Below are 15,860 nucleotides of genomic sequence, written 5' to 3'. Positions count from 1 at the left end.
TATGAAAAATATATATAAAAATATAATAGTTTGTTTTTCTTTTATGACTTTATTGACAAGTTGTGAAACAGAACTAGACCTAAGCAACCCTACTGCACTTTCATTAGAAGAGTTGTTACAAACAGACGATGGTTTTATAGCATTAGCTAATGGTGTTTTAGATGCATATCAAAAAGTACCAGCAAATGAATTCTATTTAACAGAATTAAGATCAGACAATTCAAGAGCCAATTCAGAAAACGGAAATTTTCCGTTAATTAGTTCTTATAATGTAGATCCTAATAATGGAGATGTTGCTACGTATTATTCTAATAATATGCATACAATTAAGCATGCAAATACAATTATAGATAACCGTTTTTTAGCATCAGAAAGTCAACAATATACTGTTGGTGAAGCTTATTTTATGAGAGCACTTTGTCACTTTAACTTAGTTAGAGCATATCAAAATGTACCATATATAGATAAAGTTTTAGACATAACAACAGAAGAAGCTTTAGATTATCCTCAATTACCAGAAGCAGAGGTTTATGCAAAAATTATTGATGATTTTAAAACATCTATAGCATATTTAGATGGTGCAGCACAAGACAAATATCGCCCTTCAAAAGGTGCAGCAATTTGTTTGGCAGCTAAGGCTTATCTAAGTCAGCCAAATCCTAATTATACAGAAGCAGAACTTTTATTAGCTTCAGTTGTGCAAAACAATCAAGCATATAATTACGATTTATTATATACAGAAAGAGCAAATGCAAAAGATTATGATGGAGATGGTATTGTGTCAGATGGAGAATATTATGCAACGCTAGCTATAGATTTTGGAAATGTATTTGGTAACGAATTTACTGGAGGATACCAAGAAGGAGATATCGTTTTAGATGGAGATTGGTCTAATAATGGAGGTTTAGAAAAAAATGAAGAAGTTATCTTTTCTATTGCTTACGATTTAGTAAGTAGTGATAATTATGCAACTAGTGATAGTGGTTTAGACGATCAAGTAGAAACAGATTCAGAATCTCATAGTTTTTCTATGACTTTACAAGGGCCATCAAATGGTGTTAATATTGCAACTTTAGATCTTTTAGATGTAATGAATCCTACTTTACAGCCTGTAAGATTTCCTGGTACTTTAGATGCTATTTCTTATAATCCAGCAGATATTACAAACGATACTTTTAATGCAAAGTTTCCTACTGATGGAGAAATTGGAGATAATGATTGGATTGTTTTAAGATACGCAGATGTACTTTTATTATATGCAGAAGCAATTTTAGCAGGTGCAGACTCAACTACAGATATTAGAGCAATCGATGCTTTTAATCAAGTAAGAGCAAGAGCAGGTTTAGAAGAAGTAGCTAACTTAACTAAAGCTGAACTATTAGAAGAAAGAAGAGTCGAGTTTGTTTACGAAAACCAACGCTTGTACGATTTAATAAGATTTGGTGAAGCCGATAATGTTCTTGGCGCATTTTCAACAGCTAATAGTTTAAACTATACAAGTGGTAAAAAATACCTGCCTTTCCCTCAAAGAGAAATGGACAATTTACCTAATTTTTATTCACAGAATAATGGATATTAAAATCGCATAATTATGAAAAAATATATAATCAAATTAAAATATATAGTTTTAGGGGTATTTGTATCTCTAACCTCTTGTGTCGATGATAGTTTGCCAGATGTTGGTGACTTACCAGATTTTACAAGTCCAACACCATTTTACAGCGTAGCTGATGTTTCATCTTCAGAATTCGATTGTAATGATGTTGAGTTGTCTGCAAATTACGATTTCAGTTTTCAAGCTGGGTCTAATTTAGCGGTAAATGGTACACAATATTTATGGTCTGTAACTCCTTCTGAAGGTGTTGCACTAATCAATAAAGATTTACCAGTTTTAGAACAATCAATAGATGCTCAATTGGCTGCAGTAGTTGCCATAGAAAGCGAAATTGCTAAATTAGAATTTAAAATTCCTTGTGAGTCTAATCCTGATAAAGTAACTGTATTACAAGCACAAATTGCAGATTTAGAGGTTGCTTTACAAGAAGCAGAAGATGCTGTAACAGATGAGGTAAAACAAAACGTGGCAGATTTAGAAGCACAAATTGCTAGTTTACCAGCAGCAACTTTAGAAGATCAAGAATTAATTATTTCTTTTCCTGGTCCAGGTACTTACACAGTGGGTTTAACTGTAACAGATGACCTGGGAAAATCAGAATACACAGAAAAAATTATAACGGTTAATCAAGCTGTACCAACAGTACCTGTTCCAGAAATTAGCGAACCAGGTTTCGAAGACAATAGTTTATTTGATGGAACTGGAGATGGTAGAGCTTCTTGGAATGTTCCAAGCCCTAGAGAAAACTGGAATCCTTTTGGTCAAGACTCTTTTTCAGGAATCCAAATCAACACAAAAGCCGAAGGTGTTTTACCAGAAGGTACACAAGCAGCTAAGTTTCCAGCTGATGGTGGTAGAGTTGCTTATCAAGAAATTGAAGTTACTCCAGGTGCAGAATATGTACTTACTTACTTTAGTGCATTTAATGTAGATAGTTATGGAACAATGACAGTTTCAGTATTAAAACCAGAAACATCATCGTATTCAGAATCTAAATTAGAAGCAAATATTTTAGGTGCCAGAACAGACACAAACGTTGGTAGAACTGCAGATGTTTTTAAAAAACACGCAATTACCTTTGAAGCAGGAGAAAATGAATCTGTTATAATTTTTGCAACCAATACAGGTGTAGAAACAAGATTAGATTTCTTTGATATCGTGGTTAAACAATAAATAGTTTTTAAAATTTTATATTATGTTTTATAAATTAAATAAAAAAATAAATAAAAGTATAGCACTTATATTCTTAATGTCTATAGGTTTTATATCTTGTTACGATGATGGGTATGAAGAGTTTGTGCCACCAACAGGTAACATTAACGATATACAACCAACTACACTTTTTACATCGAGTACAAGTGCAGACTCTAATTTAGAATTAGTGTTTAGAAGTTATTCTACAGATGCAATTTCTTATGCCTGGGATTTTGGTGATGGAGGAACATCTACAGAAGCAAATCCAGATTACACATACACTACTGGAGGTTTGTATCAAGTAAATTTAACAACAACAAGTTCAGATGGCTTAATAGCTCAAGATTCTGCAAATGTTGCACCAATTTACGTAGATTACAGTTTTTCAATTGTAGATTCTCAAGTAACTTTCGAGAATATGAGTACAGGAGCAAGCTCTTTAGTTTGGGATTTTGGTGATGGAACAACAGTATCTTGGGATGCAGCAGACGGATTATCAGATCCAAATTTTAGTCCTGTTCACACCTATGCAACTGCAGATATTTTTGATGTTACTCTTACAGCAACAACATATTTAGGTAAAGAAGTTACTGTAACTAAAAAAGTTGAAGGTTTAGTTTTAGCAGCAATCCCAGATTTTAGTTTTACAACAAGTTCTTTAACAGTATCTTTTTCTGATGCATCTCTTTTAGCGGTTTCTCATAGCTGGGATTTTGGTGATGGAAATTCATCTACAGACTTAAATCCAACGCATACGTACGCAACCAGAGGTACTTATAATGTAACTTTAACCATTACAAATAGTGCAGGTAACCCAAGAAGTATTACAAAGGCAGTTCCTGTAGGTGGTGTAGAACCAACATTTAAAGTAATAGTTTTAAATGGAACAGCTGATGATTTTCAAAATGAAACCGGAGACAATGCAGATGCTTGGGATATGACACCAAATAGTACAGTAAAACTCGATTCAGATGGAGGAGCTACTTCAGCCAGTCCTTATAGAGCCTTATGGTATAACTCAGATTTAGATAGCTGGTTAGAAACTGCTTTTGGAGATAATAGCGAGCAACCAGGTTCTTCTAGCGATGGAAATAAATTTGCAGGTTTAGGAGATAGAGGTGTAAAAATAAATGAAGCAAGTCGTCGTTTATACCAAGTAGTAGATGTAGAAGTTGGTGTAGAATATACATTTACAATCGACTCTCGTTCAGAATCTGAAGGTGTTAATACTGAAGTATTTATTTTAAATAACGAAATTAAAAGCGAAGATGCTATTAATACAGAAGCAGAGAGAGAAAAAAACGCAGATGCGTATTTTGTAATCGATAATGACCATAATTCATCCAAAGCTTCATCTACAAAAGATACTTTTACAACAAACACATTTGTTTTTAAACCATCAACAACAAAAGTTGTAATTTATGTTAGAGCACTTAATGCTGTAGATAGTTCTAACGAAGTTTTTTATGATAATATAGATATAATTACACCAGGTTTTTAATTTATTAAGAATAAATAAAAAATGTATATTAAAAATTCTAATTATCTTCGTATATTCTTTAATATAATTTTTTAACTATGAAGTTAGATATACTTACAAAATCGGAAAGCTCTAATATTCAAAAGGATATTATTTCTAAAATTAAAGAGTTAATAAACTATAAAAATTTAGAGCCAGGGGATAAACTTCCATCAGAAAGAATGCTGTCCGAAAAATTCGAAGTAAGTAGAAGTAATATAAGAGAAGCTATACAAAGATTAGAATTTTATGGTTTATTAAAGTCAATACCACAAAGTGGAACCTTTGTTGCAAACATAGGTGTTATAGCTATGAATGGTATGATTGATGATATATTAAGATTAGATGAACCCGATTTTAAATCTTTAGTTGAAACTAGAATTTTATTAGAACTTAAAACAGTAAGACTTGCAGCAATGCGAAGAACTGAACAAGATTTAATAATGATAGAAAACGCTTTAAACGCTTATAGGGATAAAGTTATTAACGGAGAAGATGCCGTTCAAGAAGATTTATTATTTCATTTGGCTATTGCTAAAGCAAGTGGTAATAGCACAATGAATACATTCATGTTAATTATAACTCCAGAAATCATTACCAATTTTCAAAAACACCATGTTTGCGATGCAGGTTTATCTCAAAGAGGTATTATAGATCATCAAGCAATATTCGATGCTATAAAAACTCAAAACCCACAATTGGCAAAACAAAAAATGAAAGACCATTTTAAAGAACTTTATAACTATTGCTATAATATAGAATAGAGTTTTAAAATTCTGAAAAACAGCTTATTTATTTTCTATTATAATAAATTTAAAAAATAATTTTTTTTAGATAGTAGAATTTAATTTAAAAATGTTAAATTTGGTAAACCAAACTGGTTAACCAAATATATATAAATCTTTAGATAATAATAGTATGAAAATTAAAGGATTAAGATGGTTTATTATTGGGCTTATATTTATAGCTACAGTAATAAATTATATCGATAGAAGTGCTCTAGCAATTATGTGGGGTAGTAATGATCAACCAAACTCAATATCTGGTTCATTAGATCTTACAAAAAGCGATTATGGGTTAATATTAAATATCTTCATGGTATTTTATGCACTTGGTCAATTATTTTCAGGAAAACTTTTTGATAAAGTAGGTACTAGAATTGGTTACGTAATCAGTATTGGTGTATGGGGTTTATCTTCTTTTTTACACTCAACAGTACGTGGTCTTGTAGGGCTTACTTTCTTTAGAAGTACATTAGGTCTTTCAGAAGCTGGTAACTGGCCTGGAGGTGTTAAGAGTAATGCAGAATGGTTTCCTATTAAAGAACGCGCCATTGCACAAGGTTTATTTAATGCAGGTGCTTCTATAGGCTCAGTAATTGCACCACCATTTATAGCAACACTTTTTGTTGCTTACGGATGGAGAACAACTTTTATGGTAGTAGGTTCTTTTGGTTTAATTTGGATTATTCCTTGGTTGTTAATCAATAAAGCAGGACCAAAAAAACACCCATGGATAACACCTGAAGAACAAAAATATATTGTAGAAGGTCAGAGTAAAGCAGATCAAGATGCTACAGAAGAAACTAAAGGCTTAACATTAAAACAGATTTTATCTTACAAAGAATCTTGGGCCATTGTTGTTGGACGTTTTTTCTTAGAACCAATTTGGTGGTTATTTGTAGGTTGGATGCCACTTTATTTAGCAGATGTTTACGGCTTTAATGTAAAAGAGGTTGGTATGTTTGCTTGGGTACCTTATGTAGGAGCTGCTTTAGGAAGTATTGCTGGCGGATTTGTATCGGGTAGAATAATAGCAAAAACAAACTCAATAGATAAAGGAAGAAAATTAACCATATTAATTGGTGGGGTAATAATGTTTTTAGGGCTAGTTGCAACAGTGTTGTTTGGAGATTCTCCAGAGCGTTTTGTAGCAATCGTATTCTTTGTACTTTTTGGTTTCCAATTCGCAATTGGAAATGTACAAACTTTACCAAGTGATTTATTTAGTGGTAAATCTGTAGGCTCTTTAGCAGGTTTAGGAGGTATGATCGGTGTTTTTTCGGTGATATTAATGAACTTTTTAGTGCCAATTATTCAAGAAAACTTTTCATATACACCAATTTTCGTTGCTATCGCTGCTTTTGTACCATTAGGCTTAGGAGCAATCTATTATTTTGCAAGAGAAATTAAATCAGTAGAAGATTAAAAACGAACACATACAATACTAACAAATAAAAATAAGTAAAAAATGAGTACATTAAAAGATAAAGTTGCTGTAGTAACAGGAGCTACAGGAGGTATAGGCTTTGAAGTTGCCAAAAGATTAGGTAAAGATGGCTATACAGTAATTTTAAATGGTATAGAAGATGAGGCTGGGGCTCAAAGAGTAGAAGAGTTAACAGCAGAAGGTATTACATCTGAATATTATGGATTTGACGTTACTAAAGATGAAGAAGTAACTGAAAACATCACTAAAATTGGTGAAAAGTACGGACATATAGATGTATTAGTAAATAACGCTGGTGGTTTAGGTGGTAGATCTAGGTTCGAAGAAATGACAACTGAGTTTTATAGATTTGTTATGGCTTTAAATCTTGATTCTGTATTTTTTGCATCTAGAGCAGCAATTCCTTTTTTAAAGAAAAGTGATAACGCATCAATTATAAACTATACTTCTAATGCAGCTTGGAATGCAGGAGGACCAGGAGCTGGTATCTATGGTACATCTAAAGCAGGAGTTCATACCATTACAAGAGCATTAGCTAAAGATTTAGCAGAATATAGCATTAGAGTAAATGCAGTATCTCCAGGTACAATTGATACTCCTTTTCATGCACAAATTAAATCTACTAAACCAGAAGTATTTGCTTCTTGGGCTAATAATATTATGTTAGGTAGATTAGGTAAACCAGAAGATGTTGCTGGTGTAGTTTCTTTCTTAGCAAGTAAAGATGCAGCATTTATTACTGCAGAAACAATTCAAATTGGTGGAGGACAAGCCTTAGGAATTTAGAGTTTTTTTTATTTTTAATTATCATTAAGCCATTTTGTATGCGTACAGAATGGCTTTTTTTTTATTTAAAATTTACGACCTAAGGTGTAAATTTCTTTTATATGCCTTTTTTTATTTCAACTTTAAGGTAAAATCCTATTTATCTTATTAAATATTAAAAGTAAAATTGTCAAATTCTCTTTAAAATCTCACGATTTCACCAAGTCTCTATATAGAATCATAATATTTTAGGAAATAATTAACAAAAGGCTTTCTTATTATAAAATATGTATATATATTTGGTAAACCAAACTGGTAAACCAAAATGGATAACCAATTTAAATTTAAAAAATAATTTCTGCGTATGACAAAAAACAATTAATTAACTATAGACAAACAAACAATAAACAATTAGGATAGGTTTTACTATCCACCAAAAAAACTTAATCTATAACTTAATAGATGTAATCACAAAATAGTTCTATTTATAATTATTAGAGTAAAAAAAAATCACTTTAGTTTTTTCATTTCGAATTATTCTGTATACCAAAGTTCATTCATTAATACTGAATGAAGAATATTTTTAAACATAAAATAATATTATGAAATTAAAATTAAAAATAACATTATTGCTAATAATGTTAGTAAACATCTGCTCTTATGCACAAGACAGCTATACTGTAAAAGGTACAGTAACATCACAAGCAGATAACGAGGTTCTTCCTGGGGTAACTGTTATCATACAAGGAACTACAAGAGGAACAGAAACAGATTTTGATGGTAACTTTTCTATCGAAGTAACTACAGGAGATGTCCTGTCCTTTTCTTATTTAGGTTACGCTAAGAAATCAGTAACAATAACGAATCAAAAAACAATAATCGTAAGCTTAGCAGAAGATGCTAGTGAGTTAGATGAAATCGTTGTAGTAGGTTATGGAACGCGTAAAAGATCTCAAATTTCGGGTGCAGTTGCAAAAATTGGAGGAGAAGATGTAGCAAACGTTCAAGTTGCACGTGTAGACGACGCTTTAGCTGGTAAATTATCTGGTGTATTAATTCAGAATCAAGATGGTTCTCCTGGTGCTGCTCCAAAAATTCAAATTAGAGCTGCTTCATCTATTTCAGGGGCTTCTAATCCTTTAATTGTAGTAGATGGTTATCCTATCTCTGGAGGTTTAGAAACAATCAATCCAAACGATATCGAAAGTTTAGAAATTTTAAAAGATGCTGCTTCTGCTGCAATTTATGGTTCTAGAGGTGCAAATGGTGTTGTTTTGGTTACTACTAAAAAAGGTAAATCTGGTAAAGCTAAATTTAGCTATAATACTTATGTAAGTGCATCAAACAAATATCGCGATAACATTTTAATGTCTGGTCCAGAATGGGCAGCTTATGCAAGATCAGAAATGGCTGCTGGTAATTGGGATGCTACATTAACGCAAGATGCTGCATTTTTAGAATACAGATTAAGTGCTTACGAAAACTCTCCTGGTGCAATTAGTCCAGAAGATTGGTTGTTTCAAACAGGTACAACTCAAAGTCATGACTTTAGTGTAAGTGGTGGTACAGATGATGCTAAATATTTTGCTTCTGTAGGTTATCAAAATGCAGAAGGTGTTGTAATTACACAAGGTTTCGAAAGAATGAATGCTCGTTTAAATGTTGATGCAAATTTAGGGGATAAATTTAAAGCAGGTTTAAGCTTTAACGGTTTTGTGTCAGATAGAGATATTTTAGCGCATGATATGAGAGATTTATTAAGGTCTTATGGAGTGCACTCTATTTATCACACAGAAGAATCTATTGCATTTGTACAACAATTAGATCAACAAGCACAAGCTTTAGGTTTAGCTGCTTTCGACAATGGGTATAGAGGTTCTACTTATGAAGCAAGTAGCATTTATGAGTTAGAACCAGGTATGGCTGCACAAGATTGGCATTATGGTAGAGCTAACAATGGTATTGGTGGTTCTGGTGATGCAGGTCCTGCTGCAAAACTTGATAATGTAGATAGCTGGCAAAAAACATTTTTTGGAAATGTAAGTGGTTATTTACAATACAATATTATGGAAGGTTTAAGTATTAAAACTGTTTTAGGTGGAGATATGAAAGACACTCAAACCTATGCACACAGATTATTAGGTTACGATTCTAGAGCTAGAGATTCTCAAACTTTTATGGATCAAATAGATTTAAAAATTTCTTCTGTATTAAGCGAAACTACTTTAAGTTACGCAACTAAAATAGGGAAACATGATATCTCTGCAGTAGCTGGTGTAGAATTTCAAAATACAAGATTTATTGGTACTAGATTAGATGGTTCTAATGTGCCAGACGAAGCAGTTTTAAACTACAATTTATTCGATCCTGCAGACATCGTTGTAACTGAAAGAGATGAAAAAAGAGTAAGAGAAAGTGTATTTGGTAGAATTAACTATTCTTACGACGATCGTTTTTTACTTTCTGCGTCTTTAAGAAGAGATGGTGATTCTCGTTTTGGAGCTAATAAAAAATATGAAACGTTTCCAGCAATTTCTTTAGGTTGGAACTTACATAACGAATCTTTCTTAAAAGAAAACGAATTGTTAAGTAGATTAAAAGTTAGATTTAGTACAGGTTCTTTAGGTACAACTTCTTTCTTAGGTTCTTATGATTCTTTAAGTTTATTAGATCCTTCTGCTACAATTTATGGTACAGGATATTTGATTCCTTCAAATTCTCCAAACCCAGATTTAACTTGGCAAACGAATACAGAAACAAACTACGGTGTAGATTTAGGAATTTTAAACAATCGTTTTACTTTAGGTATAGATTATTATACATCTGATATTGAAGATATCTTAATCAATCAAGCTCAGTCAGAAGTATTAGGAAATCCTTCTTCTATTCTTAACGTTGGTGATGTAGAAAGTTCTGGTTTAGAATTTGAATTAGCTGGTAGTTTAATGAACACAGAAGATTTCTCTTGGAATATGAGTGCTAACTTATCTACAGTAAATACAGAGATTACTTATTTAGGTGGTTTAGATGAATTACCACAGCAAATTTTTGGTCAAAGTGGTAGAGGACCAGTATTTAGAAACTACGTAGGTGGTGGAATTGGTGAAATGTGGGGATTAGAAACAATTGGAGAGGTAGAGATGAAATATTTAGCTGATGGTACAAGACACCCTAACAATACTACAGGAGAATCTTATGTTGTAGACCAAAATGGCGATGGTGTTATTGATAGAACAAGAACTGTTGCAGATGGTGGAGATTTAGTACTTATTGGGCAAAATACACCTGATTTTTACTGGGGAATGTCTCATAACTTTAGATATAAAGATTTCGATATGTCTTTCCAATTACAAGGTTCTCATGGTGCAGAGGTTTATAATATAGACCCACTTTATTATGAGTCTCAATGGGGAGGTAGATTAACAGGTACTTTCGATGCAAATGGCGATGGTATTGCAGATCATAATGGAGAGCACTATACTGCAAACAGAAACCAAACAGATGCTATGATTCAAGATGCTTCTTATGTTGCATTAAGAAACTTAACTATTGGTTACACGCTTAAATCAGAACTTGCTGATAAAATAGGATTTAGTTCTATTAGATTTTATGGTGCTGCTACAAACTTATTATACATAATGGGTAGCGATTATACATCATACAACCCAGAAGGTGTAAATACAACAGACCCTACAGTGTATGGTGCTCAAGTTGGTGCTAGTCCAGTAGTAAGAAGTTTTACTTTAGGTTTAAATGTTAATTTTTAAATAAAAAAAAATGAAAAAAATATATATATTATTAACATCGTTGTTTTTAGCAACAGCATGTTCACCAGACTTAGACCAAGCTCCGCCAAATTTAGCAAGTGCAGATTCTTTAACAGACTTTGAAGGTGTATTAAATGCTGCATACTATTACCAATTAGGTAGTGTAACTCCACTAGCTATTATGGGTGAGTTTAGATCAGATAATGCAGTTATGGATGAAGCTCCATATACAGAGTTCGATGCTTTTACAAGTAATTTAACTACTATGGAAGATCAATTTTTTGGACCTTTATATACAGCAATGTATAAGTCTATTTTAAGTGCAAACAACGTTATTGAAAACTCTACAAATGCAACACATATTGCAGAAGCTAAGTTTTTAAGAGCTTTATCTTACTACAAATTGGTAAAATCTTTTGGAGCTGTTACAGTTAATTTATCAGCAGCACCAAGTTTAACAGATACATCAATCTTAGCTAGAACACCGGCTACAGATGTATATAACAATGTTGTTATTCCAGATTTAAATGATGCTATTGCAGGTTTATCTGCTACTATAGATAATGGTAGAGCATCTAAATACGCAGCACAAGCTTTATTAGGTAAAGTATATGCAGCTATGGGTAATTATGCTAGTGCAGAAACGCAACTTGCAGCTGTTGTAAACGGAGCTTCTGGAGCAGGAATTGCTTTAAAAGACGACTTTAGCGAAATATTCGGAGCTGCTAATGAAGTAGAAAATTCAGAAATTATTTTTTCTACTCAAGTATCTAGTTCTATTGTAGATGAATATTCTTTTGGATCTGATTTTTGGAACTGGTTTGTTGGTGATGATTCTAAAGCAGATTTTCCTGTAGATCCAGATTTAGTTGCTGCTTTCGATGCTAGTGATGCAAATGGTGGTGGTACAGATTTAAGAAGAGCTGTTACTTTAAGTGATGCTGGTACAACTGCAATTAAATTTCCAAAAGACGGAGGTCTTGGAGGTGAGCATGATTGGATTGAAATTAGATTAGCAGACGTTATCTTATTATATGCAGAAGCATTAAATGAAAACGGAAGCACTGCTGCAGCTGTTACGCAATTAAACAAAATTAGAAATAGAGCAGGGTTAAATAACTCTACAGCATCTACTCAAGCAGAAGCTAGAACAGCAATCTTAGCCGAAAGAAGATTAGAATTGGCTTTTGAAGGTAAAAGATGGGATGATTTAGTAAGAACTAACAGTGTGAATGCTGAAATGGGTACCACAGTAAACAGCGATTATTACATATTTCCAATTCCGGTTTCTGAAATATTAGCAACTGGTGGTGTAATTACACAAAATTCTGGATATTAATTTTATTTGATTTGTTTATATTAAAAGTCGTTTTGTAAAATTACAAAACGACTTTTTCTGTATTAAAAATGTAAAAATGAACAATAACAGGGCAATTTTTTTTATGATATTTAGCGTAATTGCCTTTGCAGTTATGAATGCTGTTGTAAAATATTTATCAGCATTTAATGTCTATCAAATTGTGTTTTTTAGATCAATTGGTACTTTAGTTTTTACGTTACCATTAATTTTAAAATCTAAAATTCCTCTATTAGGTACTAATAAAAAGTTATTATTGGCCAGAGCAATTGTTGGTGTAATTTCGTTAACTTGTTTTTTTCAGTCTTTAAATTATTTACCTGTAGGCACTTCAGTTTCTTTACGATATACATCACCCATATTTGCAGCCATACTTGCCTTTTTTTTATTGAAAGAAAAAATTAAAATCATTCAATGGTTTTTGTTTTTACTGGCTTTTGTAGGTGTTTTATTGATAAAAGGTTTTGGTACAGACGTAAATACAATAGGTTTACTATTTGTATTAGTATCAGCCGTATTTCAAGGATTAGTTTTTGTTTTAATTCGTAAAATTGGTAGCAAAGAGCATCCTCTAGTTATTATCAATTATTTTATGGTTACTGCTTTTGTTTTTGGCGGATTAATGTCTATCAACAACTGGATAAACCCAAAACCAACAGAATGGCTTTTATTACTAAGTTTGGGTGTTTTAGGTTATATTGGTCAGTTATATATGACCAAAGCTTTTCAAACTAATGAAACTAATCTTGTTGCTCCTCTTAAGAATTTAGAAGTAATTTTTGCAATAATTATAGGTGCTTTTTGGTTCGGAGAAATCTATAATTTATTAACGCTTTTAGGTGTTTTTCTAATTCTATTTGGTTTAGTTTACAATATTTACATCAAAAGAAAAAAAACACATCAGAAATAATATTCTATTCTTTTAGTAAACCAATTGTATCAATATTATTGTTTTCTTTTAATAAAGAAGATTTTTTACTTGGTATAAATAAATCGTCATTTTCCCACTTAGGATTCTTGTACAATAAATCCTCTTTTTTAGCTCCTTTGCTTACTTTTACAAATCCACTATTGTAGATTAAAGAATTGGTAATAAAGTTAAATTTCCCTTTTAAATCTATTGGAGTTTGAATTTTATAACTGTTTTCGAACACAGAATTTTTAATTTCTACAATTTGAATTCCGTTTGTTTTTAGAACTTTACCTTTCTCTTGATTAAACACATTGCTAAAAACACAATTGCTAATCACTAATTTACCTCCAGGAAGATCTACTAAAGGTGTGCTTCTAACATAATTTACCGCAGCTTCTTCAATGTCTTTAAAAATGCTATTTTTTAAAATTATGATATTTGCATTATAAAAACCCATTACATCTTTATCGTAAGATAAATTTAAGCCTCTATAACTGTTTTCGAACTTGGTGTTCACAAAGCTTAAAGTATCTGCTTTAGTACCATTATATGCCTTAAAAATAGATCCACCATCTGTATTTGTAAAGTTTTTAAAGACAACATTATTCACAAATAAATTATAAAGACCTTTTTCTTTTTTATCTGGTGATACAATAGCGTATTTAACATTAGAGGCTTCACCATCAATTATAACGTTGCTTAAATTTAATTTAGCACCTTCATTTACTCTAAAGAAATAACTCAAAGGTTTTTCTAATCCATCTTTAGATTTTATGACTGTTGTACCATTTTTATCACCAGTAATTGTAATTTCTTTACCAATTTTTATGGTTTTTTCGCTAACATATTCTCCAACACTTAAAAGAAGGGTAGATCCTGGAGCAGCTTTTGCGATAGCTTTTCTTAACGTTTCTTCACCTGGAGCTACAGCAATATCGTCTGGTTTAATTATTGGAGCAACAATATCTGGTTTCCAACCTGGGCCAGCTCTTAAACCTAAAGCTTTAGGTAATTTAGTAGCATCTAAATTAAAAGCACCAGCATTAAATATTTTTCTAACAGCTTTTGTAATGTCTCTTTCTGGGCTATTACTGTTTTTAGAAACGTTTAACAAATCTGGATTTTGCTTGGTTGGAATTGGTAGATTTTTAATCTGTTTCCAATCAATTTTAGTAGATTTAAAGCCTTTAACAGGATTACCATTTGCATGGATATAATTGTTATTAAAGTTGATGTCAGAAGTTTCATCAACAAATAATACATTTTCTGTAGCTGTTGTATGATAAAATATATTGTTAGCAAAGTTTACATTTTTTGGTGATAACGATTTTTCATCATCCTTACCTTCACCAAAAGAAATTGGTCCAGAATTAATAATTGTATTGTTTTGAATATCTACATTTTTCACTTGATGATACCTGTTTAATGGTGAGTTTGGTACACCATTCATCAACACAAGAGAACCTCTGTAACCATTACCAAGTAAACCTACCATTAAATTATTTCTGATGATATGTCCTGCATTTATTACTCTAATTCCTCCAGTTTTAGAAACTCCGTTTCCTAAAAAAACATTTCTTTCTACTAAAGCATTATTTCCATGACGTAAGGTTAAACAACCTTTACTACCTACAAAAAGATTGTCTCTAAAAATATTATCGCCAGATTTGTTAGATATAATTTCGATTTCTCCATCGCAATTGGCAAAAATATTTCTTTCTACTATGGTTTTAGAAGATTTCATCGAATTTGCACTTGTACCAATTCTAATAGTTTCTCCTCCATTTGTACCTAATTCAGGTCTAGATCCGAAGAAATTATTGTCAATTTTATGATTGTTTTCTATATGCTCATCGCCTTTTAACCAAACCACAACTGTAGTTCCTGGGCTTGTTTTACCAGTAAAATTATTATGATCTACTCTATTATTTTTTCCCCAAATATCTACCCAATGATCTTTAATTCCGTCTGCAACTTTGTAATAAGAAATGGTAGAATTTGCAAAACGACAATTGTTAGCAAAAGTTTTAGAATCTTTACGAAACTGAACAACAGATTTATAATTAGAGTTACCATCTTTAAACCACAAACCACTTACAATAACATATTCGCCATAAATATTTAGAGTAGAATTACCAGAAATAATAACTTCTCCAGCAGTTTCTGCCTTTACTACAATAGGATTATTTTCATTTCCTTTTCCGTAAGCGTTTAATTTTACATCTTTCCAAATTCCGTTTTTAAGAATTATAGTAGAACCTGGAACAGCTTTCTTGATTGCTGTATTATATTGGTTAATGCTAGAAACTAATATTTTTTGTGCATTTGTTTTTAAGCTAGTTAAAGACAATATTAATAGTAAAGTTAGCGCTAAATTTTTCATATATCTATAAATTGTTATTGCTTCTATTCAGATTCAAAAAATGAACCAAAATAAAGTAAATCTATTTATTTAAATTGGTTTACCAAATTGGTTTACCAAATATACAATAATTATTCAA

Annotated in this window: 10 protein-coding genes; 9 read left to right on the top strand and 1 reads right to left on the bottom strand. The window is 31.6% G+C overall.

What is annotated here, in order from left to right; genetic code table 11:
• Position 1: 1 nt before the first annotated feature.
• From ACWYN7_RS05190 to ACWYN7_RS05150, 9 genes are all read left to right on the top strand, one after another.
• On the top strand, positions 2-1,579 hold the full coding sequence (locus ACWYN7_RS05190; RefSeq protein ID WP_462858788.1) for a RagB/SusD family nutrient uptake outer membrane protein: 1,578 nt from the start codon (positions 2-4) through the stop codon (positions 1,577-1,579).
• Between the two features lie 12 nt (positions 1,580-1,591).
• Positions 1,592-2,788 (top strand): PKD domain-containing protein, encoded by a 1,197-nt coding sequence (locus ACWYN7_RS05185; RefSeq protein WP_462858787.1) that lies wholly within the window; start codon positions 1,592-1,594, stop codon positions 2,786-2,788.
• Positions 2,789-2,810: 22 nt separating this feature from the next.
• Positions 2,811-4,310 (top strand): PKD domain-containing protein, encoded by a 1,500-nt coding sequence (locus ACWYN7_RS05180; protein ID WP_462858786.1) that lies wholly within the window; start codon positions 2,811-2,813, stop codon positions 4,308-4,310.
• Positions 4,311-4,387: 77 nt separating this feature from the next.
• Positions 4,388-5,092, top strand: coding sequence for a FadR/GntR family transcriptional regulator (locus ACWYN7_RS05175; protein ID WP_462858785.1), 705 nt, complete (start codon positions 4,388-4,390; stop codon positions 5,090-5,092).
• Between the two features lie 154 nt (positions 5,093-5,246).
• Complete coding sequence (locus ACWYN7_RS05170; protein WP_462858784.1) at positions 5,247-6,536, top strand: MFS transporter; 1,290 nt, start codon at positions 5,247-5,249, stop codon at positions 6,534-6,536.
• 42 nt (positions 6,537-6,578) lie between these two features.
• Complete coding sequence (locus tag ACWYN7_RS05165; RefSeq protein WP_462858782.1) at positions 6,579-7,343, top strand: SDR family NAD(P)-dependent oxidoreductase; 765 nt, start codon at positions 6,579-6,581, stop codon at positions 7,341-7,343.
• Positions 7,344-7,924: 581 nt separating this feature from the next.
• On the top strand, positions 7,925-11,089 hold the full coding sequence (locus ACWYN7_RS05160) for a SusC/RagA family TonB-linked outer membrane protein (RefSeq protein ID WP_462858781.1): 3,165 nt from the start codon (positions 7,925-7,927) through the stop codon (positions 11,087-11,089).
• Between the two features lie 10 nt (positions 11,090-11,099).
• Positions 11,100-12,428, top strand: a complete 1,329-nt coding sequence (locus ACWYN7_RS05155; protein ID WP_462858780.1) for a RagB/SusD family nutrient uptake outer membrane protein — start codon at positions 11,100-11,102, stop codon at positions 12,426-12,428.
• Positions 12,429-12,504: 76 nt separating this feature from the next.
• Positions 12,505-13,356, top strand: coding sequence for a DMT family transporter (locus ACWYN7_RS05150; RefSeq protein WP_462858779.1), 852 nt, complete (start codon positions 12,505-12,507; stop codon positions 13,354-13,356).
• A 4-nt stretch (positions 13,357-13,360) separates the two neighbouring features.
• Here ACWYN7_RS05150 and ACWYN7_RS05145 read toward each other — a convergent pair whose 3' ends face one another.
• Positions 13,361-15,742, bottom strand: a complete 2,382-nt coding sequence (locus tag ACWYN7_RS05145) for a polysaccharide lyase 6 family protein (RefSeq protein WP_462858778.1) — start codon at positions 15,740-15,742, stop codon at positions 13,361-13,363.
• Between the last annotated feature and the right edge of the window lie 118 nt (positions 15,743-15,860).

Source organism: Polaribacter sp. M10, from assembly GCF_054968445.1.
The sequence above is the reverse complement of the archived record's forward strand: the minus strand, read 5'-3'. Positions and strand labels throughout refer to the sequence as shown.

Coding starts and splice junctions, on each gene's coding strand:
- ACWYN7_RS05190 (WP_462858788.1), top strand. CDS start 2: ATGAAAAATATATATAAAAATATAATAGTTTGTTTTTCTTTTATGACT.
- ACWYN7_RS05185 (WP_462858787.1), top strand. CDS start 1,592: ATGAAAAAATATATAATCAAATTAAAATATATAGTTTTAGGGGTATTT.
- ACWYN7_RS05180 (WP_462858786.1), top strand. CDS start 2,811: ATGTTTTATAAATTAAATAAAAAAATAAATAAAAGTATAGCACTTATA.
- ACWYN7_RS05175 (WP_462858785.1), top strand. CDS start 4,388: ATGAAGTTAGATATACTTACAAAATCGGAAAGCTCTAATATTCAAAAG.
- ACWYN7_RS05170 (WP_462858784.1), top strand. CDS start 5,247: ATGAAAATTAAAGGATTAAGATGGTTTATTATTGGGCTTATATTTATA.
- ACWYN7_RS05165 (WP_462858782.1), top strand. CDS start 6,579: ATGAGTACATTAAAAGATAAAGTTGCTGTAGTAACAGGAGCTACAGGA.
- ACWYN7_RS05160 (WP_462858781.1), top strand. CDS start 7,925: ATGAAATTAAAATTAAAAATAACATTATTGCTAATAATGTTAGTAAAC.
- ACWYN7_RS05155 (WP_462858780.1), top strand. CDS start 11,100: ATGAAAAAAATATATATATTATTAACATCGTTGTTTTTAGCAACAGCA.
- ACWYN7_RS05150 (WP_462858779.1), top strand. CDS start 12,505: ATGAACAATAACAGGGCAATTTTTTTTATGATATTTAGCGTAATTGCC.
- ACWYN7_RS05145 (WP_462858778.1), bottom strand. CDS start 15,742: ATGAAAAATTTAGCGCTAACTTTACTATTAATATTGTCTTTAACTAGC.